The organism is Jejuibacter sp. L23 (assembly GCF_050815825.1).
GTDB classification, from domain to species: Bacteria; Pseudomonadota; Gammaproteobacteria; order Enterobacterales; family Enterobacteriaceae; genus Jejubacter; species Jejubacter calystegiae.
Window position 1 is genome coordinate 226,997 of the sequence record NZ_CP138199.1, and the last position, 21,293, is coordinate 248,289.

Sequence of the window (21,293 nt, forward strand, 5' to 3'; positions counted from 1 at the left end):
GCGATGATAGACAGCAGAACGTATAAACGACAGGCACCCAGGAATGAAAAAGATTTTCTGTCCGCTGGCCGTAGGGCTGGCACTGTTTACCCTGACGGGCTGTGGCCTGAAGGGGCCGCTCTATTTTCCTCCGGAAGAGAAAAAAGCGACTGAAAACCCCCAACAAACCGCGCAGCCGCAGCAGGAAGAACAGACGATCCAGTCCACCGTTCCCGATCGCAACGATCGCGCAACGGGCGATGGTCCGACCCAGGTTATCTACTGATTAATGTCGTCACCGCGCTAAATGGAGCAGAGAATGCAGTTTTCCAAAATGCATGGCCTTGGCAACGACTTTATGGTCGTCGACGCGGTAACGCAGAATGTCTTTTTCTCCCCTGAGCTGATCCGCCGTCTGGCGGATCGTCATCTGGGCGTGGGGTTCGATCAACTGCTGGTGGTGGAACCCCCCTACGATCCCGATCTCGACTTTCACTATCGGATCTTTAACGCAGACGGCAGCGAAGTGGCTCAGTGCGGCAACGGCGCTCGCTGTTTCGCCCGTTTCGTGCGCCTGAAAGGGTTGACCAATAAGCGGGATATCCGGGTCAGTACCGCCAAAGGACGCATGGTACTAAGCGTTACCGAGAACGAGCTGGTGCGGGTCAATATGGGCGAGCCGGATTTCGAGCCTGCCCAGGTGCCGTTTCGCGCCAATAAAGCGGAGAAAACCTACATCATGCGCGCCGCCGAACAGACGGTGCTGTGTGGAGTGGTCTCCATGGGTAATCCCCATGCGGTCATTCCGGTGGATGATGTGGATAGCGCGCCGGTTGAAATCCTGGGACCGGCGATGGAGAGCCATGAACGCTTTCCCGAACGCGCCAACATCGGCTTTATGCAGGTGGTCAGCCGTCAGCACATTCGCCTGCGGGTGTATGAGCGTGGCGCTGGCGAAACCCAGGCCTGCGGCAGCGGCGCCTGTGGGGCGGTCGCAGTCGGAATTCAACAAGGTTTATTAAACGAACAGGTACGTGTCGATCTGCCCGGCGGGCGGCTCGATATCGCCTGGAAAGGGCCCGGTAATGCACTGTACATGACCGGGCCGGCGACCCATGTTTACGATGGATTCATACACCTATGAAGAACGCCGGTGAACAGCAGGAGAGCCTGACGGAACTGGACGACAGCGCGGTAAGCGAATACCTGTTGCGCCATCCTGATTTCTTTATTCGCAATGCCCACCTGGTCGAACAGATGCGGGTGCCGCATCCGGTGCGCGGTACCGTGTCGCTGGTGGAGTGGCATATGGCCCGGGCGCGCAACTATATCGGCCAGTTGGAACAGAACATCGGCCTGCTGATGGAGCAGGCCAGCGTCAATGAAGGGCTGTTTTCCAGCTTGCTGACCCTGCAGGCAAGGTTGGCTTCCGCCGACAGCCTGGAGGAGCTTCTGAATCGCCTGCATCGCTGGGCGCGGGAGCTGGGGCTGGCGGGCGCCCATATCCGACTCTTCCCCGAACGCTGGCGCATTGGCGCGCCGTCCAGCTTTACGCATCTGGCACTTAATCGGCAGGCGTTTGAGCCGCTGCGTATTCAGCGCTTTGGCGATGAGCGCCACTATCTGGGGCCGCTAAATGGCCCTGAACTGCTGGTGATGCTGCCTCAGTCGATGGCCGTAGGCTCGGTGGCGATGTCCCTGATGGGGCGCGATGGCGATCTCGGCGTGGTGATCTTTACCAGTCGCGATCCCCAGCATTACCAGGCCGGGCAGGGAACGCAGCTGTTACAGGCGCTGGCGCAAATGCTGCCCGCAGTGCTTGAGCGTTGGATAGAACGGCTGTGAGCTTGCAAAACGGCGTCGATAGCTTCCTGCGCTACCTGAAAGTGGAGCGCCAGCTTAGCCCTATGACGTTACTCAATTATGGCCGCCAGTTGGAGACTGTTGTCCGGATGCTGGAACAGCGCGGTATCCACGAATGGCCGCGCTGCGATGTTGCCGCCGTACGCTCACTGGCGGTCAGCAGTCGTCGTGATGGTTTACAGGCCGCCAGCCTTGCGCTGCGTCTGTCGGCCCTGCGTAGCCTGCTGGACTGGCTGGTGGGTCAGGGGGTATTGTCCGCGAACCCGGCCCGGGGCGTTCAGGCGCCGAAAGCGCCACGCCATTTGCCGAAGAATATCGAAGTGGATGACGTTAACCGTCTGCTGGAGATCGACATCAACGATCCGCTGGCGGTGCGCGACCGGGCGATGCTGGAAGTGATGTACGGCGCCGGACTGCGTCTTTCCGAACTGGTGAATCTGAACCTGAAAGATCTGGACCTGGCCAGCGGCGAGGTCTGGGTGGTGGGGAAAGGAAGCAAGGAGCGGCGCCTGCCCATTGGCCGCAGCGCCGTCACCTGGATCGAGCACTGGCTCGATCTGCGGGAACTGTTCGGGCCGGAAGATGACGCGCTGTTCCTGGCGCGCCAGGGTAAACGTATCTCTACCCGCAATGTGCAGAAGCGCTTTGCCGAATGGGGCGTGAAACAGGGATTGAATGCGCACGTGCACCCTCATAAACTGCGCCACTCTTTCGCGACCCATATGCTGGAGTCGAGCGGGGATCTGCGTGCAGTACAGGAGCTGCTGGGGCATGCCAACCTCTCCACCACCCAAATCTATACCCATCTCGATTTCCAGCATCTGGCCGCGGTTTATGATGCCGCCCATCCACGGGCCAAACGGGGGAAACACTGATGCATTTTTATCGTCCACTGGGACCCATCGCGGCGTTAACCTTCGATCTGGACGACACGCTTTACGATAACGGCCCGGTGATTCAGCGCACCGAGCAGGAGTCACTGGACTTTATCCGCCGTTACCACCCGGAACTGAACAAACTTTCCGGGCCTGCGTTCCTGCAACTGCGGCAGCAACTGCGCCAGGAAGAGCCGGATATTTTTCACGACGTGACTCGCTGGCGCTGGCGCGCCGTTGAACGCCTGATGCGTCAGGCGGGGCTGGCGCCGGAAGCGGCCGCCCGGGGGGCCGACGCTGTGATGGAAAACTTTGCTCAGTGGCGCAGTCGCATTGATGTCCCCCAGGAGACCTTTGATACTCTGGCGCGACTGGCGGAAAAGTGGCCGCTGGTGGCTGTCACCAATGGCAATGCCGATCCTGAACTATTCGGGCTGGGGGGATATTTCCAGTTTGTACTGAGGGCTGGACCAGACGGTCGCGCTAAGCCCTTTGCCGATATGTACCAACTGGCGGCAGACAAACTGGCGCTGGCACCGGAACAGATTCTGCACGTGGGCGATGACCTGACCACCGATGTGGCGGGGGCGATTCGCAGCGGCGTTCAGGCCTGCTGGATCAACCTTAATCAGCGCTCGCTGATGCGGGCCAGCGATGCCCGATTGCTGCCGCACCTGGAAATTTCGCGGTTGGCATCCCTCACCGCGCTGATATAATTCAGCCAGCTCTGTATAAAAATCCAGGGGTCTGCGGACCTTCTTCCACTATTTCGGCGGTGCCAATGGACGTTTCTTACCTGCTCGACAGCCTCAACGATAAACAGCGCGAAGCCGTGGCCGCATCGCGCAGCAATATGCTGGTGCTGGCCGGGGCAGGTAGTGGTAAGACCCGCGTTCTGGTGCATCGCATCGCCTGGCTAATGACGGTGGAAAACTGCTCGCCGTACTCCATTATGGCGGTGACCTTCACCAACAAGGCGGCGGCGGAAATGCGCCACCGTATCGGTGAGCTGGTAGGTACCAGTCAGGGGGGCATGTGGGTCGGTACCTTCCACGGCCTGGCGCACCGTCTGCTGCGCGCCCACCATATGGATGCCGGTCTGCCCCAGGATTTTCAGATTCTGGACAGTGAGGATCAACTGCGGCTGCTTAAGCGCCTGATTCGCGCCATGAATCTGGATGAAAAGCAGTGGCCGCCGCGTCAGGCGATGTGGTACATCAACGGCAAAAAGGATGAGGGGCTACGTCCGCAGCATATTGAAAGCTATGGCAACCCGGTGGAGCAGACCTGGCAGAAGGTCTATCAGGCCTATCAGGAAGCCTGCGATCGCGCCGGGCTGGTGGATTTCGCTGAGCTGCTGCTGCGAGCCCACGAGCTGTGGTTGAACAAACCGCATATCCTTAACCACTACCGCGAACGTTTCACCAATATTCTGGTGGACGAATTCCAGGATACTAACAGCATTCAGTACGCCTGGATCCGCCTGCTGGCGGGCGATACCGGTAAGGTGATGATCGTCGGCGATGACGATCAGTCCATTTACGGCTGGCGTGGTGCCCAGGTGGAAAATATCCAGCGCTTTCTGAATGATTTCCCGGGCGCTGAGACCATTCGTCTGGAGCAGAACTATCGCTCCACCAATACCATACTGAGTGCGGCTAACGCCCTGATCGCCCATAACGCCGGACGTCTGGGGAAAAACCTCTGGACCGATGGCAGCGATGGTGAACCGATCTCACTCTACTGTGCCTTTAACGAGCTGGATGAAGCCCGCTTTGTGGTCAACCGGATCAAGGCCTGGCAGGAGGGGGGCAGCCCGCTCAGCCAGTGCGCCATCCTGTATCGCAGCAATGCCCAGTCGCGCGTTCTGGAAGAGGCGTTACTGCAGGGCAGTATGCCTTACCGTATCTACGGCGGAATGCGCTTCTTCGAACGCCAGGAGATTAAGGATGCGCTCTCCTATCTACGTTTGATCGCCAACCGTAACGATGATGCGGCCTTCGAGCGGGTGGTTAACACCCCGACCCGCGGCATTGGCGATCGTACCCTGGACGTGGTGCGTCAGACCGCCCGCGACAGTCAGCTGACGCTGTGGCAGGCCTGCCGCCAGCTGTTGCAGGCACGCTCCCTGGCTGGCCGCGCCGCCTCGGCGCTGACGCGTTTTATGGAGCTGATTGACGCCCTGGCCCAGGAAACGGCGGATATGCCGCTGCACGTTCAGACTGACCGGGTTATTAAAGACTCCGGGTTGTGGATCATGTACGAGCAGGAGAAGGGTGAGAAAGGCCAGACCCGAATTGAAAACCTGGAGGAACTGGTCACGGCGACGCGCCAGTTCAGCTATCAGGATGAGGACGAAGATCTGCTGCCACTTCAGGCTTTCCTTTCCCATGCCGCGCTGGAAGCGGGTGAAGGTCAGGCGGACACCTGGCAGGATGCCGTACAGCTTATGACCCTGCACTCAGCCAAAGGGCTGGAGTTCCCGCAGGTCTTTATTGTCGGGATGGAAGAGGGGATGTTCCCGAGCCAGATGTCGCTGGATGAAGGCGGCCGTCTGGAAGAGGAGCGTCGACTGGCCTATGTGGGGGTGACCCGCGCCATGCAGAAACTGACCATTACTTACGCTGAAACTCGCCGTCTGTACGGTAAAGAGGCTTATCACCGCCCGTCGCGCTTTATCGGCGAACTGCCGCCGGAGTGCGTGGAAGAAGTCCGGCTACGAGCCACCGTCAGCCGCCCGGTCGCGGCCCAGCGTACCACCACGCCGCTGACCAGCAACGACACTGGCTACACCCTGGGCCAGCGCGTTCGCCACCCGAAATTCGGTGAAGGGACTATCGTTAATCTGGAAGGCAGCGGGGAACACAGCCGCATTCAGGTGGCCTTTCAGGGGCAGGGGATTAAATGGTTGGTTGCAGCCTATGCGCGCCTGGAGACGGTATAAATCCGTCTGTTGACGCTTTGTTGAGGCTGGCGTAACATGCGCGCACGATTATAACTTATGAGGACATTCGCCTTGGACACACCCAGTCGATACTGGCTCAATCACCTGGTATCCAGGTACAACTCCTAAGGCTTTCCTCATATGCTGATGGCCTTAGCGGTTGTCGGCGACCCATTATTCCTCCTGTCGCTCTGAGTCAGTCACGTTGAATGGTCATGTCGTGACCGTTTCTGTGTGCCCTGCGAACCTGTCCTGATTTTCTGCATTGGGAGTTCTGGTCATGCTGAGCGCATTTCAACTGGAAAAAAACCGTCTGTCCCGTCTGGAACTGGATGAGGATGCCCCCCTGAACAACTCCGTCTGGGTCGATCTGATCGAACCGGAAGACGAAGAGCGTCAGCGTGTACAGACCGAGTTGGGCCAGAGTCTGGCCACCCGCCCGGAACTGGAAGACATTGAAGCATCGGCCCGTTTCTTTGAAGACGAAGACGGCCTGCACATCCACTCCTTCTTCTTTTATGAAGATGCCGAAGACCACGCCGGTAACTCGACGGTGGCCTTCACCATTCGCAACGATCGCCTGTTCACTCTGCGCGAGCGCGAACTGCCCGCTTTCCGACTCTACCGCATGCGCGCCCGTAACCAGCAGATGATGGATGGCAACGCTTACGAACTGCTGCTGGATCTGTTCGAAACTAAAGTGGAGCAGTTGGCGGATGAGATAGAAAACATCTACAGCGATCTGGAAAAGCTAAGCCGCGTCATTATGGAAAAGCGGCAGGGCGATGAGTTTGACGAGGCGCTCTCCACCCTGGCGGAGCTGGAGGATATCGGCTGGAAGGTGCGGCTGTGTCTGATGGATTCCCAGCGCGCCCTGAACTTTCTGGTGCGTAAGACGCGGCTGCCGGGGAACCAGCTGGAACAGGCGCGCGAGATCCTACGCGATATCGAATCCCTGCTGCCGCACAATGAGTCGCTGTTCCAGAAGGTGAACTTCCTGATGCAGGCGGCCATGGGCTTTATCAATATCGATCAGAACCGCATCATCAAGATCTTCTCGGTGGTTTCGGTGGTGTTCCTGCCGCCGACCCTGGTGGCATCCAGCTACGGGATGAACTTCGAATTTATGCCGGAGCTGCACTGGAGCTTCGGTTATCCAGGAGCGATTGTGCTGATGATTCTGGCGGGGCTGGCGCCATATCTTTACTTCAAACGTAAAAACTGGCTGTAAGCGTTTCAGGCATAAAAAAACCGACTGGTGAGGTCGGTTTTTTTATTTTCCCGGTGTGAAGCTGGTAACTCTGACCGGGTGAGACCGCATTCAACTAACAACTAAGCGCAGCACTGTGACAGGCAATGTAAGGGTAAGCGGTGATTGCTCACTCCATCATGGAGAAAAGCGGGTGATTGATAAAGCAATCATCGTTCTGGGGGCGCTTATTGCGCTACTGGAGCTGATTCGTTATTTGTTGCTGTTGTTCTGACGATAGCGGAAACGTAACTAAGGGCAGGAAGCCACCACTTCCTGCCCTTTAACATTTCAGATTACCGCACTCTTACGCAACCTTCCCTGGGTGTAGATGGCGTCCATAATAAACAGCGCCAGCGCGGCCCAGATAAAGGCGAAGGTGACCATCTTATCGGCCCCTGGTGTTTCGCCGTAGAACGTCACCGCCAGCAGGAACATCAGGGTAGGGCCGATATACTGGAAGAAACCGAGCGTCGACAGCCGCAGGCGGGTGGCGGCACCGGTAAAGCACAGTAGCGGCACGGTGGTCACAATGCCTGCCGCTATCAGTAACAGGTTCAGCGACAGAGAGTTATTGCCCATATGGCTGGTGGGGCTGTCGGCAAAGCCAAACAGATAGACTGCAGCGACCGGCAGCAGCCACAGCGTTTCGATCAGCATACCGGCACTGGCATCCACGGCTATCTTTTTACGCAGCAGCCCATAGAAGGCGAAGCTGAACGCCAGCCCCAGGCCAATGATGGGCAGCGAGCCGAAACTCCAGAGTTGCACCAGCACGCCGCAGACCGCCAGCAGCACTGCCAGCCACTGCATACGGCGAAAACGCTCTCCCAGAAACAGCATGCCCAGCAGCACGTTCACCAGCGGATTAATAAAATAACCGAGGCTCGCTTCCAGCATGTGGTGATTATTCACGGCCCAGATAAACAGCAGCCAGTTACCGCCGATCAGCACTGCCGTTAACGCCAGGCACAGTGCTTTTACCGGGGTTTGCGCAATAGCGCGTACTTTCTTCCACTGGCGGCCCAGCGCAACCAGCGCCACCATAAAGAAAAATGACCAGATAACGCGGTGCGTCAGAATCTCGTCGGCCGGAACATAATCGATAAACTTAAAATAGGCCGGGGCTATTCCCCAGATAAAATAAGCGGCAAGGGCCAGCATAACCCCAAGCCGCGTCTGTTTCGCATCCATAACCAACCCTGAAGAAAAAATCGGCGCCGAAAAAGGCACCAGAAGGATCAACACCATATAAGCCGATAATGGGACTGGCAAGTAGGTCGTACCTTTTGTTTTTATGCTGCGCCAGGATAAAGCCTGAACGCCCTGACGTGCCGGAGAGCGAATCTTTGCAATTTATTAAGAATCTACTGGTAAATCATATGAGGTAATTCTGTAGAATGCAGGCAGGAAAAAACCTTTGACCCTTTTGTTGTTCAGGAGAACAGTGCTAATGCGCAAATTGTTGGGTGGTGTAGTAGTGGCGGGCTTACTGCCTTATGCGGCAATCGCAGAGGAAGCGACGATCACAAAGGTCCACGATAAGCCGGCAGTACGCGGCAGTATTATCGCTAACCTGCTTCAGGAGCATGAAAATCCCTTCACGCTCTATCCTTACGACAGTAACTATTTACTTTATACCTATACCGATCGCATTAATAAAAAAGCGATTGATTCCTACGACTGGGGCCATGATGCGAAAAAGGATGAGGTGAAATTTCAGCTCAGCCTGGCTTTCCCTATCTGGCGTGGTATTGCCGGGGATAATTCCGTGCTGGCCGCTTCTTATACCCAGCGCTCCTGGTGGCAGCTTTCCAACAGCGACCATTCATCACCGTTTCGTGAAAACAACTACGAGCCGCAACTGTTCCTGGGCTTCGCCACCGACTATGAGTTTGCAGGCTGGACGCTGCGTGATGTGGAATACGGCTTTAATCACCAATCCAATGGTCACTCTGAACCCACTTCCCGCAGCTGGAACCGCCTGTATACCCGCCTGATGGCTGAAAATGGCAACTGGCTGGTGGAAGTGAAACCCTGGCTCACCGTAGGTGATAAAGATGATAACCCCGATATCACTAAATATATGGGCTACTATCAGCTGCGCGTGGGTTACTCGCTGGGCGATCTGGTGATGAGCGCCAAAGGACAATACAACTGGAACACCGGTTACGGCGGCGCCGAGCTGGGTCTGAGCTACCCTATTACCAAACACGTCCGCCTCTACGGCCAGGTCTACAGCGGTTATGGCGAATCGCTTATCGACTACAACTATAACCAGACCCGAGTCGGAATTGGGGTGATGCTTAACGACATCCTGTGATGCGAGACGTATCGAAGTAAAGTCATCATGACGGGATAAATCATTGCAGTTTGACTCTCAGGCGCTGACAATAGCGCCTGAGTTTTTTTAGTTGATGGGGGGCGCGTGGCGCAGGCGGAAGTTATTAATCAGGAGCGGCTTGCGGCACAGGTGCTTCAGGAAACCTTCGGCTATCAGCAGTTCCGCCCAGGTCAGGAGACCATCATCAACACGGTGTTGGAAGGGCGCGACTGCCTGGTGGTGATGCCCACCGGCGGCGGTAAGTCTCTCTGTTACCAGATACCTGCGCTGGTGCTTGATGGCCTGACGGTGGTGGTTTCGCCGCTCATCTCTCTGATGAAAGATCAGGTCGATCAGCTTCTGGCAAACGGCGTGGCCGCTGCCTGTCTGAACTCCACGCAGAGTCGTGAAGAGCAGCAGTCGGTACTGGCGGGCTGCCACAGCGGCGAGGTGCGCCTGCTGTACATCGCCCCTGAACGGCTGATGATGGATAACTTCATCGAACGGCTCAGCCACTGGAATCTGTCGCTGCTGGCGGTGGATGAAGCGCACTGTATCTCCCAATGGGGGCACGACTTCCGCCCTGAGTATGCGACTCTGGGCCAGCTACGCGCTCGCCTGCCGCAGGTGCCTTTTGTAGCGCTGACCGCAACGGCGGACGACACCACCCGGCGTGATATCGTCCGCCTGCTGGGGCTGAACGACCCCCTGATTCAGGTCAGCAGCTTCGACCGTCCTAACATTCGCTATATGCTGATGGAGAAGTTCAAGCCCCTCGAACAGCTGATGCGCTACGTGCAGGATCAGCGCGGTAAGTCCGGCATTATCTACTGCAACAGCCGTTCGAAGGTGGAAGACACCGCCGCCCGTCTGCAAAGTCGGGGAATCAGCGCCGGGGCTTACCACGCGGGCTTGGATAACGCCGTGCGCGCCGAGGTGCAGGAGAAATTCCAGCGCGACGATTTGCAGATCGTGGTGGCGACGGTGGCCTTTGGAATGGGCATCAATAAACCCAACGTCCGTTTCGTGGTGCATTTCGACATCCCCCGTAATATCGAATCCTACTACCAGGAGACAGGCCGCGCCGGGCGCGATGGCCTGCCTGCTGAAGCCATGCTGTTTTACGATCCGGCGGATATGGCCTGGCTGCGTCGCTGTCTGGAAGAGAAACCTGCCGGACAGTTGCAGGATATTGAACGTCACAAGCTTAACGCCATGGGCGCTTTTGCCGAGGCCCAGACCTGCCGCCGCCTGGTGCTGCTCAACTACTTTGGTGAAGGGCGTCAGGAGCCCTGCGGCAACTGCGATATCTGCCTCGATCCGCCACGGCGCTACGATGCGCTAGTGGATGCCCAGAAGGCGCTTTCTACCATTTATCGCGTTAATCAGCGCTTTGGGATGGGTTACGTGGTGGAGGTTCTGCGCGGCGCTAATAATCAGCGCATCCGTGAACTACAGCACGACAAGTTACCGGTCTACGGTATTGGCCGGGAACACAGCCATGAACACTGGGTGAGCGTGATTCGTCAGTTGATTCATCTGGGTGTCGTCACCCAGAATATCGCCAGCCATTCTGCGCTTCAGCTCACCGAAGCGGCACGTCCGCTGCTGCGTGGCGAGTCGCCGCTGATGCTGGCGGTGCCGAGGGTACAGGCATTAAAGCCCCGGGTCAGCCAGCGGGCGACGGCGAGCAACTACGATCGTAAGTTGTTCGCTAAATTGCGTAAGCTGCGTAAAGCGATCGCCGATGAAGAGAACATTCCGCCGTATGTGGTATTTAACGACGCAACGCTTATCGAGATGGCGGAGCAGATGCCGTTAAGCCCTGGCGAGATGCTTGGCGTTAACGGTGTGGGCACCCGCAAGCTGGAACGCTTTGGTCGTCCGTTTATGACGCTGATTCGCGAGCACGTCGACGGTGAGGATGAGCAGGACGGTTATTCCCCTTTTGCCTGAGCCAGTCTGGTAGGGGCCATAAGCTCATGCTATGGTAAATATCTCTGATTTTTCCCGAGCGATCCTATGCTGATGTTATTTCTGACGGTGGCGCTGGTGCACATTGTGGCACTGATGAGCCCCGGCCCCGATTTCTTTTTCGTTTCCCAGACTGCGTTAAGCCGTTCCCGCAAGGAGGCGATGCTTGGCGTACTGGGCATTACCGGCGGCGTAATGGTCTGGTCGGCGCTGGCACTACTGGGGCTGAATCTGATTCTGGCGAAAATGGCCTGGTTGCATACCGTCATTATGGTGGGCGGTGGTCTTTATCTGTGCTGGATGGGCTGGCAGATGCTGCGCGGCGCCCTGAAGCGGCGCGGTCAGGTCACGGCAGCGGAACCCCAGGCGGCGCTGGCCCGCGGCGGAAAAAGCTTTATTAAAGGTCTGCTCACCAACCTGGCGAATCCGAAGGCGATAATCTACTTCGGCAGTATCTTTTCGCTGTTTGTTGGCGATAGCGTCGGTACTTCCGCACGATGGGGCATCTTCGCGCTGATAACCCTGGAAACTTTCGCCTGGTTTACCCTGGTGGCGAGCGTTTTTGCGCCGCCCAAAATGCGCCGCGGCTATCAGAAGCTGGCGCGTTGGATCGATGGTGTGGCCGGCGCGCTGTTCGCCGGATTTGGCGTTCACCTTATTCTTTCCCGCTAAGGCCAGAGCGCAGGGGCCGCTCATAAGGTTCCTCTGCTTCCTACTGTTTATGTCAGAATAGACTCATTATATTTCTGGCGGCATGCGGAGGCGCAATCGGGTCTATGTCACAGCACAGAGAGAGCTGGTTAAGAAGGGAAAAAACGTTCGCGGCATTTGCCATGGGACCCCTGGCCGCGTTCTGGCAGCAGCGGGAAGAGTGCGAACTGGCTGGCGTGGACGGTATTCCGCTGCGTTTTGTGCGCTTTCGTTCTGCCCGCCATGATCGGGTAATTCTGGTTTCGCCAGGACGGATCGAAAGCTATGTGAAGTACGCCGAGCTGGCCTACGATCTGTTCCACTGCGGCTTCGATGTGCTGATTATCGATCACCGGGGGCAGGGGCGCTCCGGGCGTATGCTCTCTGACACCCATCGGGGTCACGTGGTGCACTTCAGTGACTACGTGGATGACCTGGAACGCCTGTGGCAGCGCGAAATTGCTGAAGGGCCATGGCGTAAGCGCTATGCGCTGGCTCACTCCATGGGCGGCGCCATTACCACGCTGTTCCTGCAACGTAATCCCCAGGCGTTCGATGCCGTGGCGCTCTGCGCGCCGATGTTTGGTATTATCATCCGGTTGCCGGACTGGATGGTGCGCCATCTGCTGGACTGGGCCGAAGGTCACCAGCGGGTTCGCGAGGATTACGCTATCGGCACCGGCCGCTGGCGCCCACTCCCGTTCCCCCTGAACGTCTTGACCCATAGCCGGGTTCGCTATCGCCGCAATCTACGTTTTTATGCCGATGAGCCCGGGCTACGGGTAGGGGGACCTACCTGGCACTGGGTACGTGAAGGGATCCTCGCGGGTGAACAGGTACTGGCAGGGGCCGCTGAAGTCACCACGCCGATGTTACTGATTCAGGCAGAAGACGATAGGGTGGTGGATAACCGTATGCACGATCGTTTTTGCGAACTGCGAGCCGAAGCGGGTCATCCCTGTGAAGGGGAGAAACCGCTGATGATTAACGGCGCATGGCATGAGATCCTGTTTGAAAAGGACGCTATGCGGGCCGGGGCGTTAAACGCCATCGTCGATTTCTTCGACAACCACAACCAATGATTTGATTGATAAGGTAGAACTTTTTTTATGTACCCGATTATTGCGTCCGATCTGGATGGCACTCTGCTGTCCCCTGACCACCGCCTTTCACCTTACGCACGGGAGACCCTGAAGCTGCTGACCGAACGCGGTCTGCACTTTGTGTTCGCCACCGGACGCCACTATATCGATGTCGGCCAGATCCGCGACAGTCTGGGGATCCGCGCCTGCATGATCACCTCTAACGGCGCGCGGGTACATGATGCCGACGGTAAACTGCTCTTCTCTCACGATCTGGATCAGGATATCGCCAGCGATCTGTTTGTCATGATGTATCAGGATCCTGAGATCGTCACCAACGTTTATCGCGATGACGAATGGTTTATCAGCCGCCATCGCCCGGAAGATATGAAATATTTTCAGGAGGCGGTGTTCCGCTATAACGTCTACCAACCGGGTCTGCTGGCGCCGGAAGGGGTGAGCAAGGTCTTCTTCACCTGTGAAGATCACGATAAGCTGCTGCCGCTGGAACAGGCGATTAATGCGCGCTGGGGCGACCGGGTTAACGTCAGCTTCTCGACGGTGACCTGCCTGGAAGTGATGGCCGGCGGCGTTTCGAAAGGCCATGCCCTGGAAGCGGTGGCAAACGGCATGGGCTATGGGCTTGCAGACTGTATCTCCTTTGGCGATGGTATGAATGATAAAGAGATGCTGACCATGGCCGGTAAGGGTTGCATTATGGGCAATGCCCACCAGCGCCTGAAGGATCTGTTACCAGAACAGGAAGTGATCGGCACTAATGGCGATAACGCCGTACCGCATTATTTGCGGCAGCTCTATCTGAATGATGATTGATTAAATAGCAACCACTCGTCAACTAAATAGTCGCGCCCGCGCTTGCGGGCTTCGCTACAATGGCCTCTTTTCCCGGGCGAAGAGACCGTTACAGTGGCATTACTCATCATTACCACTATTTTGTGGGCATTTTCCTTTAGCCTGATCGGCGAATATCTTGCTGGTCACGTCGACAGCTACTTTTCCGTGTTGATGCGAGTGGGGCTGGCTGCGCTGGTATTCCTGCCGTTTCTGCGTATCCGCGGCTATCGCCTGAAAACGCTGGGGCGGTATATGCTGGTGGGCGCAATGCAGCTGGGGATCATGTATCTGCTGAGCTTCCAGGCCTACCTGTATCTGACGGTGTCGGAATTCCTGCTGTTCACCGTTTTGACACCGCTGTATATCACCTTGATTTATGACCTGATTAGCGGTCGCAGGCTACGCTGGGGTTATGTGTTGAGCGCGCTGCTGGCGGTGGCGGGGGCGGCGATTATTCGCTATGACCGCGTCAGCGACCATTTCTGGACCGGGCTGTTACTGGTACAGCTCGCCAACATCAGCTTCGCCATCGGCATGGTGGGCTACAAGCGGTTGATGGAGGTTGACCCCATGCCGCAGCACTGCGCCTTTTCCTGGTTCTATCTGGGGGCATTTATCGTCGCGCTGTTGGCCTGGCTGGCGCTGGGGGATCCTCAGAACCTGCCGGAAACCTCGCTACAGTGGGGGATTCTGGTCTGGCTTGGGGTGGTGGCTTCGGGCCTGGGCTACTTTATGTGGAACTACGGTGCCACTCAGGTGGATGCAGGAACCCTGGGGATCATGAACAATATGCATGTTCCGGCGGGGCTACTGGTCAATCTGGCTATCTGGCAGCAGCAGCCCCACTGGCCGAGCTTTCTTATTGGGGGAACGGTAATAGTGCTTTCTCTGTGGGTACATCGCCGTTGGGTCGCTCCGCATTCCGCACAAACGGCAGGTGATCGCAGGCGTGGTTGCGCGCCGAATGAATAAAGGCCTGAGTCACCGGCTGTCGCTGCTCGCCGTCGCGCACGGCGGCGTAAAGTCGACTCCATAATCCCTGACCCAGGGTTTTGGTCACCACCAGACCCTGGCGTTCAAAGCTTTCCACCACCCAGTGTGGCAGGGCAGCAATGCCCATTCGCGCCGACACCATCTGAATCAGCAGCAGCGTATTATCAACGTGCTTAAGCCCAGGGCTGACGCCTGCCGGTTGCAGGAAGTGGCGCCAGATATCCAGGCGGCTGCGCTGTACCGGATAAATCAGCAGGGTTTCGTCGCTCAGATCTTCCGGCAAGATCTGCGGCCTGCCCGCCAGAGGGTGATCGGTGGCCAGTACCAGACGTACCTCAAAATCGAACATCGGCGAATAGTGAAGGCCGCTGCGCGGCAGAATGTCCGAAGTCAGCACCAGATCCAGTTCCCCCTGCTGTAGAGCAGGCTGGGGATCGAAAGTCACGCCAGAACGAAAATCCATTTCTACCTGAGGCCACTGCTGGCGGAATGCCTCCAGCGCTGGCGTCAGCCACTGAATACAGCTATGACACTCAATGGCGATCCGCAGCCGGGTCTGCTGGGGTTCGTTGCAGGCCTGTAGCGCCTGGCTGATTTGCGGCATCACCTGCTCTGCCAGACGCAACAGAATCTCGCCCTGCGGCGTAAAGCGCAACGGCTGGCTTTTGCGAACGAACAGTCGAAAGCCGAGCCGCTGTTCCAGATCGCTAAACTGATGCGACAGTGCCGACTGCGTCTGATGCAGCGTGGCGGCCGCGCCTGCCAGGGAGCCGTTATTGCGCAGGGCCAGCAGCGTGCGCAGGTGTTTTATCTCAATCATGAAAGTCCTTCACTTCGCCATGAACATTTTGCGCTTGAGGAATATACAGTATCGGGGAAATATGGATGTGTAAACATCTGGACGGCTAAATCATAAAGATTCATAAGAGGCGATAAGACAATGACCATCCGCAACCATACCCTTGGCTTCCCCCGTGTAGGCCTGCATCGTGAACTGAAGAAAGCGCAAGAGAGCTACTGGGCTGGCAACAGCAGCCGTGAAGCGCTGCTGGAAAACGGCCGTGAACTGCGCGCCCGCCACTGGCAGCAGCAGAAAGACGCCGGCATCGATCTGCTGCCGGTCGGCGATTTCGCCTGGTACGATCAGGTCCTGACCACCAGCCTGATGTTGGGGAATGTACCGGCGCGTCATCAGAATGCCGATGGTCAGATCGATATCGATACCCTGTTTCGTATTGCCCGCGGTCGTGCGCCGAGCGGCGAGCCTGCGGCGGCGTCGGAAATGACGAAGTGGTTTAACACCAACTATCACTACATCGTGCCGGAATTTACTCGCGGTCAAAATTTCCGTCTGGCCTGGAATCAGTTGCTGGAAGAAGTCGATGAAGCGCTGGCGCTGGGTCACAACGTTAAGCCGGTATTGCTGGGGCCGGTCACTTATCTGTGGCTGGGCAAGGTCAAAGGCGAGGCCTTCGATCGTCTGTCACTGCTGAGCGAGATTCTGCCGGTCTACCAGCAGGTGCTGGCAGAGCTGGCGAAGCGTGGCATCGAGTGGGTACAGATCGATGAGCCTGCGCTGGTGCTGGAGCTGCCCCGCGAATGGCTGGATGCTTATCAACCGGCCTATGAGGCGCTGGCGGGGCAGGTCAAACTGCTACTGACTACCTACTTTGAAGGTATTACGCCGAACCTGGATACCATTGCCGCGCTGCCGGTGCAGGGGCTGCATGTCGATCTGGTCCACGGCAGCGATGACGTAAATACTTTGCACCAGCGTTTGCCTGCCGACTGGCTGCTTTCCGCGGGCCTGGTGAATGGTCGTAACGTATGGCGTGCCGACCTGACGGAAAAATATAGCCAGATTAAAGAGGTTGTCGGCGCGCGTGAGCTTTGGGTGGGATCGTCCTGTTCGCTGCTGCACAGCCCTATCGATCTCAGCGTGGAAACCCGCCTGGATGATGAAGTGAAGAGCTGGTTTGCGTTTGCCCTGCAGAAGTGTCAGGAACTTACCCTGCTGCGCGATGCGCTGAACAGCGGCGATACTGCGGCGATCGATGAATGGAGCGCGCCAATTCAGGCTCGTCGTCACTCCACCCGAGTGCATAACGCAGCGGTGGCAAAGCGTCTGGCCGCTATCAGCGGGCGCGACAGCCTGCGTGCTAATCCGTACCCGGTACGGGCCGAAGCCCAGCGCGCGCGCTTTCAACTGCCCGCCTGGCCGACCACGACTATTGGCTCGTTCCCGCAGACCACCGAGATCCGCGGTCTGCGTCTGGACTTCAAAAAAGGGCGTCTGGATGCCGGGAACTACCGCACTGGCATCGCAGAGCACATCAAGCAGGCCATTCAGGAGCAGGAGCGTCTGGGGCTGGATGTGCTGGTGCATGGTGAAGCCGAGCGTAACGACATGGTCGAATATTTCGGCGAACATCTGGACGGTTTCGTCTTTACCCAGAACGGCTGGGTGCAGAGCTATGGCTCCCGCTGCGTGAAGCCGCCGATCGTGATTGGCGATGTCAGTCGCCCGGCGCCGATTACCGTTGAGTGGGCGACTTACGCTCAGTCTCTGACCGACAAGCCGGTTAAAGGCATGCTGACCGGCCCGGTCACCATTCTCTGCTGGTCATTCCCGCGTGAGGACGTCAGCCGCGAAACCATCGCGAAGCAGATTGCGTTGGCGCTGCGCGACGAAGTGGCGGACCTGGAGGCGGCGGGCATCGGTATCATCCAGATCGATGAACCGGCGCTGCGCGAAGGACTGCCGCTGAAGCGCGGCGACTGGCAGGCTTATCTGGAATGGGCAGTGGACGCGTTCCGTCTTAATGCCGCGGTGGCCCGTGACGAAACCCAGATTCACACCCATATGTGTTACTGCGAGTTTAACGACATCATGGATTCCATCGCCGCACTGGATGCCGATGTGATTACCATCGAAACCTCCCGTTCGGATATGGAACTGCTGGAGTCATTTGAAGAGTTTGAATATCCGAATGAGATCGGGCCGGGCGTTTACGATATCCACTCGCCTAACGTACCGGATGTGGACTGGATCGAAGCGCTGCTGAACAAGGCGGCACAGCGTATCCCTGCTGCGCGCCTGTGGGTGAACCCGGACTGTGGTCTGAAGACCCGCGGCTGGCCGGAAACCCGTGCGGCTCTGGCGAATATGGTTCAGGCGGCACAGAACCTGCGTAACGCCTGAGGCCATTAGGGTCAGAAAAGTTTGCCCCATCATCATGGACGATGAGGGGCTTTTCTGTTTTGGGTTACTTACCGGCGCCGTAACGTTCGAACCACGCCAGCATGCGCTGCCAGCCATCTTCGGCGGACTCTTTGTGGTAGCTGGGGCGGTAGTCGGCGTTGAAGGCGTGTCCCGCATCGGGGTAAACCACAATTTCTGCATTGGCGTTTGCCGCGCGCAGCGCCTGACGCATGCTCTCCACGCTATCCAACGGAATACCGGTATCCTGCGCGCCATACAGCCCCAGGACCGGCGCATTCAGATCGGTCGCAATATCGATGGGCTGTTTCGGCCAGTTCAGCGTTTTATCTCCCGTCAGTCGTCCATACCAGGCCACAGCCGCCTTTAGCTGCGGATTATGGGCGGCGTACAGCCATGAGATGCGTCCTCCCCAGCAGAAGCCAGTGATGAGCAGGCGGTTGGCATTACCGCCATGGCGTGCCGCCCAGCTGGCGACGTGGTCGAGATCGGCCATTACCTGGCTGTCCGGCACTTTACTGACCAGTTCGCTGAACAGGGTGGGAATATCGTCCCAGTCATTGGGATCGCCCTGACGGAAGTAGAGCTCCGGCGCTATAGCCAGATAGCCCTCAAGGGCCAGGCGGCGGCACAGATCGCGGATGTGTTCGTGTACGCCAAAAATCTCCTGAACCACGATAACCACGGGCAGATTTTCTGCGGGCTCTTTAGGACGAGCAAAGTAAGCGGGCATCTCTTTGCCCTGGCTGGGGATAGAGGTTTCGCCCGCATGGAGTTCATCCGCTGAGGTATGGATCGCAGAGGTCGCGACGGGGGACGCCGCCGGTGCGAATCCGGCGCCAGGCTTGTTCTGTGTCGTGCTGTCGGTCATGGCATTCTCCGTACCTGTTTTTTTGAGCTATTTTTTAGCGTAATCAAATCACTATAGTCTGAGACAATAAGGCACGCGTGTGGCAAAAGTCGGCATTCCGCTACAGGACAGGGGGCGAGTGGTCTTTGTTTGTGATTGATGTCACCTTTTTATGTCGTTTAAATGAAATTTGTTTCATCCGTGGTGAAACAGGTCACGAAAATAACCGGCTAGGTTGGTTAGAGTAGCCATGGTCTAACCGCAATCCAACCATGATCCAGGAGTCTGCCATGTCAAAGTCTGATGTTTTCCATCTTGGTCTTACCAAAAGCGACCTGCAGGGAGCGACGCTTGCTATTGTGCCCGGCGATCCGGAGCGGGTAGAGAAAATTGCCGTGCTGATGGAAAAACCGGTGAAGCTGGCCGCGCACCGTGAGTTCACTACCTGGCGGGCGGAATTGGGCGGTAAAGCGGTGATTGTCTGCTCTACCGGTATCGGTGGACCATCCACCTCGATTGCGGTTGAAGAGCTGGCGCAGTTGGGCATTCGTACATTCCTGCGGGTTGGCACCACTGGCGCCATCCAGCCCCATATCAACGTCGGCGATGTGCTGGTCACTACCGCTTCGGTGCGCCTGGACGGCGCCAGCCTGCACTTTGCGCCGCTGGAATACCCGGCGGTCGCCGATTTCACCTGCACCACGGCGCTGGTTGAAGCGGCGAAGGCGCTGGGTGTGGAAACCCATATTGGCGTGACGGCTTCATCCGACACCTTCTATCCCGGCCAGGAGCGCTACGACACTTTCTCGGGCCGTGTGACCCGTCGCTTCCAGGGCTCGATGGAAGAGTGGCAGCAGATGGGAGTGATGAACTACGAGATGGAATCCGCCACGCTGCTGACCATGTGTGCCAGCCAGGGGCTGCATGCCGGGATGGTGGCCGGGGTGATCGTTAACCGCACTCAGCAGGAGATCCCTGATGCTGAAACTATGAAGCAGACCGAAAGCCATGCCATTAACATCGTGGTGGAGGCCGCCCGACGTCTGGTTTGATTGTAAAAGATACAAATTTCGGGGCGGGACTATTTCGTCTGTTGTCTGACTGGTGAACAATGGATCTTTGGACGATAACTCAAAGGGACAGAATATGCGTTCAGGATTCAGACGCCCTCCCCAGATTTTAAAACAGGAGCGGTTTTACGCCATCGCGGCACAATTTCGTAGTGCGATGGCACAGCAGGATTATGCTCAGGCTGCGCGTTGCTGTGAGCAGATTCTTTCCGTCATGCCGGATAACCTCCAGGTCCTTAGCGATTATGCGCTTTGCCTGATGCGGATGGAGAAGTACGAAAAAGCGTACCAAAGTTATCTGCGGATCTACCGGTCTGCGCAGCGTAGCCAGGCATCGGCAACCTGGCTGGATGGCCTGACAGAGGTTTGTGGCTGGTTGAATAAAGCGGATGAGGTTCGACGTTTTGGTCATGAATCGCTGACCTTGTCCGACCAGCATTTCGGCCAGGGTGCCAGTTGGCCTATTCCGGAAGGGGCACCGCCTCCTTTCGACCCCAGGGATCCAGAAAAAAATATCATTGCGTTCAGCCTGTATGGGAGACTCCCGCGTTACTGCGAAACCCTGATCAAAAATGTGGCTGTGGCCCGGGAGCTATTTCCGTATTGGACCTGTCGGATCTATCTGGATGATTCGGTTCCATCACATGTCTGGCAGCGGCTGCGTCAGCAGCAGGTACAACTGGTGGATATGAGTGGAGAAAAAACGCTTTTTCCCACGCTGTGGCGTTTTCTGGTGGCCAGCGATCCGCAGGTAACGCGATTTATTATCCGTGATGCCGATTCGCTACTTTCCGAACGAGAGCAGGCAAGCGTAGAGGCCTGGATTGCCTCTCCCTGCTACTTCCACCATATGCGGGATTACTTTACTCATACCGAACTGCTACTGGCGGGGATGTGGGGGGGCTACACGGGGATCATTCCTGATATCGACGCGCTGATACGTCAGTTTTGTGTGCAGTATGAGGGAAACGCCCGTTTTACCGATCAGTATTTTTTAAGATCGGTACTGTGGGCAACCGTGCGTAACAGTATCCTGAATCACGATGAACTCTTTAATTTCCATCATGCGCAACCCTGGCCGGAGCATCCGCCAATACGCTGGCAGGCCCGCGCCTTCCACGTTGGCAGCAATGCGGGGTATTCGGTGTTTTCCGGCCCCTCTTCTGCCCCGGAAGGAGGCCAGCAAGCGCTGGAGCTGGAAATAGAGGGGGAGCGCTGCCGTTATGATGCGCCAGTGGAGGCGGGGGTGTGGCGGCTGTCCGTACCCTTCTTCCTGGCGGAAGGCTATAACCAGGGGAAGGTCAGGGTTCATCTTCTGAGGTGAGG

Annotated in this window: 21 protein-coding genes; 18 read left to right on the forward strand and 3 right to left on the reverse strand. The window is 57.3% G+C overall.

The features are described 5' to 3' along the window. Window positions 1-43 precede the first annotated feature (43 nt). The 9 genes from lptM (at window position 44) to dinQ (ending at window position 7,145) form a co-directional block, all read left to right on the forward strand. Entirely contained in the window at window positions 44-265 is a 222-nt protein-coding gene (gene lptM / locus SCU88_RS01045) for an LPS translocon maturation chaperone LptM (protein ID WP_138095243.1), read from the forward strand. A gap of 33 nt (window positions 266-298) precedes the next feature. Next, window positions 299-1,123 (forward strand): diaminopimelate epimerase, encoded by an 825-nt coding sequence (gene dapF, locus SCU88_RS01050; protein ID WP_175342024.1) that lies wholly within the window; start codon window positions 299-301, stop codon window positions 1,121-1,123. Next, window positions 1,120-1,824 (forward strand): DUF484 family protein, encoded by a 705-nt coding sequence (locus tag SCU88_RS01055; RefSeq protein WP_175342025.1) that lies wholly within the window; start codon window positions 1,120-1,122, stop codon window positions 1,822-1,824. Before dapF ends, SCU88_RS01055 begins: the two co-directional genes overlap by 4 nt. Beyond that, complete coding sequence (gene xerC / locus SCU88_RS01060; protein WP_175342026.1) at window positions 1,821-2,717, forward strand: tyrosine recombinase XerC; 897 nt, start codon at window positions 1,821-1,823, stop codon at window positions 2,715-2,717. The genes SCU88_RS01055 and xerC overlap by 4 nt, the downstream gene beginning before the upstream one ends. Continuing rightward, window positions 2,717-3,433, forward strand: a complete 717-nt coding sequence (gene yigB / locus SCU88_RS01065) for a 5-amino-6-(5-phospho-D-ribitylamino)uracil phosphatase YigB (RefSeq protein ID WP_138095247.1) — start codon at window positions 2,717-2,719, stop codon at window positions 3,431-3,433. Before xerC ends, yigB begins: the two co-directional genes overlap by 1 nt. Before the next feature lie 65 nt (window positions 3,434-3,498). Continuing rightward, window positions 3,499-5,661, forward strand: a complete 2,163-nt coding sequence (uvrD, locus tag SCU88_RS01070) for a DNA helicase II (protein WP_138095248.1) — start codon at window positions 3,499-3,501, stop codon at window positions 5,659-5,661. A gap of 57 nt (window positions 5,662-5,718) precedes the next feature. Further along, window positions 5,719-5,790 (forward strand): YsgD/CorL family protein, encoded by a 72-nt coding sequence (gene ysgD / locus SCU88_RS01075; RefSeq protein WP_421805413.1) that lies wholly within the window; start codon window positions 5,719-5,721, stop codon window positions 5,788-5,790. A gap of 151 nt (window positions 5,791-5,941) precedes the next feature. Then, window positions 5,942-6,892 (forward strand): magnesium/cobalt transporter CorA, encoded by a 951-nt coding sequence (gene corA / locus SCU88_RS01080; protein WP_138095249.1) that lies wholly within the window; start codon window positions 5,942-5,944, stop codon window positions 6,890-6,892. A gap of 172 nt (window positions 6,893-7,064) precedes the next feature. Further along, a complete protein-coding gene (gene dinQ / locus SCU88_RS01085; RefSeq protein WP_138099129.1) occupies window positions 7,065-7,145 on the forward strand; it encodes a damage-inducible type I toxin DinQ in 81 nt (26 codons plus the stop codon). A 56-nt stretch (window positions 7,146-7,201) separates the two neighbouring features. On the opposite strand, the gene rarD is transcribed toward dinQ, so the two are convergent. Next, complete coding sequence (gene rarD, locus SCU88_RS01090) at window positions 7,202-8,104, reverse strand: EamA family transporter RarD (RefSeq protein ID WP_175342027.1); 903 nt, start codon at window positions 8,102-8,104, stop codon at window positions 7,202-7,204. A gap of 259 nt (window positions 8,105-8,363) precedes the next feature. Here rarD and pldA point away from each other — a divergent pair, with 259 nt between their 5' ends. The 6 genes from pldA (at window position 8,364) to SCU88_RS01120 (ending at window position 14,806) form a co-directional block, all read left to right on the forward strand. Then, entirely contained in the window at window positions 8,364-9,233 is an 870-nt protein-coding gene (gene pldA / locus SCU88_RS01095; protein WP_138095251.1) for a phospholipase A, read from the forward strand. A 105-nt stretch (window positions 9,234-9,338) separates the two neighbouring features. After that, on the forward strand, window positions 9,339-11,189 hold the full coding sequence (gene recQ, locus SCU88_RS01100) for an ATP-dependent DNA helicase RecQ (RefSeq protein WP_175342028.1): 1,851 nt from the start codon (window positions 9,339-9,341) through the stop codon (window positions 11,187-11,189). A 66-nt stretch (window positions 11,190-11,255) separates the two neighbouring features. Next, complete coding sequence (gene rhtC, locus SCU88_RS01105; RefSeq protein ID WP_175342029.1) at window positions 11,256-11,879, forward strand: threonine export protein RhtC; 624 nt, start codon at window positions 11,256-11,258, stop codon at window positions 11,877-11,879. A gap of 104 nt (window positions 11,880-11,983) precedes the next feature. Further along, entirely contained in the window at window positions 11,984-12,979 is a 996-nt protein-coding gene (gene pldB, locus SCU88_RS01110; protein ID WP_138095254.1) for a lysophospholipase L2, read from the forward strand. Window positions 12,980-13,006: 27 nt separating this feature from the next. Next, on the forward strand, window positions 13,007-13,813 hold the full coding sequence (gene yigL / locus SCU88_RS01115; protein WP_175342030.1) for a sugar/pyridoxal phosphate phosphatase YigL: 807 nt from the start codon (window positions 13,007-13,009) through the stop codon (window positions 13,811-13,813). A 93-nt stretch (window positions 13,814-13,906) separates the two neighbouring features. Then, window positions 13,907-14,806: a carboxylate/amino acid/amine transporter gene (locus SCU88_RS01120; RefSeq protein ID WP_175342031.1), complete on the forward strand. Its 900-nt coding sequence runs from the start codon at window positions 13,907-13,909 to the stop codon at window positions 14,804-14,806. On the opposite strand, the gene metR is transcribed toward SCU88_RS01120, so the two are convergent. Further along, entirely contained in the window at window positions 14,694-15,647 is a 954-nt protein-coding gene (gene metR, locus SCU88_RS01125; RefSeq protein WP_175342032.1) for an HTH-type transcriptional regulator MetR, read from the reverse strand. The genes SCU88_RS01120 and metR overlap by 113 nt on opposite strands. A 120-nt stretch (window positions 15,648-15,767) precedes the next feature. Between metR and metE the strand changes: the two genes are divergently transcribed. Further along, window positions 15,768-18,029 carry a 5-methyltetrahydropteroyltriglutamate--homocysteine S-methyltransferase gene (gene metE, locus SCU88_RS01130; protein ID WP_138095258.1) on the forward strand — a complete coding sequence of 754 codons (2,262 nt, stop codon included), beginning with the start codon at window positions 15,768-15,770 and terminating at the stop codon, window positions 18,027-18,029. A gap of 64 nt (window positions 18,030-18,093) precedes the next feature. Here metE and SCU88_RS01135 read toward each other — a convergent pair whose 3' ends face one another. Next, window positions 18,094-18,918, reverse strand: coding sequence for a dienelactone hydrolase family protein (locus SCU88_RS01135; protein ID WP_138095259.1), 825 nt, complete (start codon window positions 18,916-18,918; stop codon window positions 18,094-18,096). A gap of 269 nt (window positions 18,919-19,187) precedes the next feature. Between SCU88_RS01135 and udp the strand changes: the two genes are divergently transcribed. Next, complete coding sequence (gene udp / locus SCU88_RS01140) at window positions 19,188-19,949, forward strand: uridine phosphorylase (RefSeq protein WP_175342033.1); 762 nt, start codon at window positions 19,188-19,190, stop codon at window positions 19,947-19,949. Between the two features lie 94 nt (window positions 19,950-20,043). After that, the gene (locus SCU88_RS01145; protein ID WP_175342034.1) at window positions 20,044-21,291 is read left to right on the forward strand and encodes a tetratricopeptide repeat protein; all 1,248 of its coding nucleotides are present in this window, start codon (window positions 20,044-20,046) and stop codon (window positions 21,289-21,291) included. The last annotated feature ends 2 nt before the right edge of the window (window positions 21,292-21,293 follow it).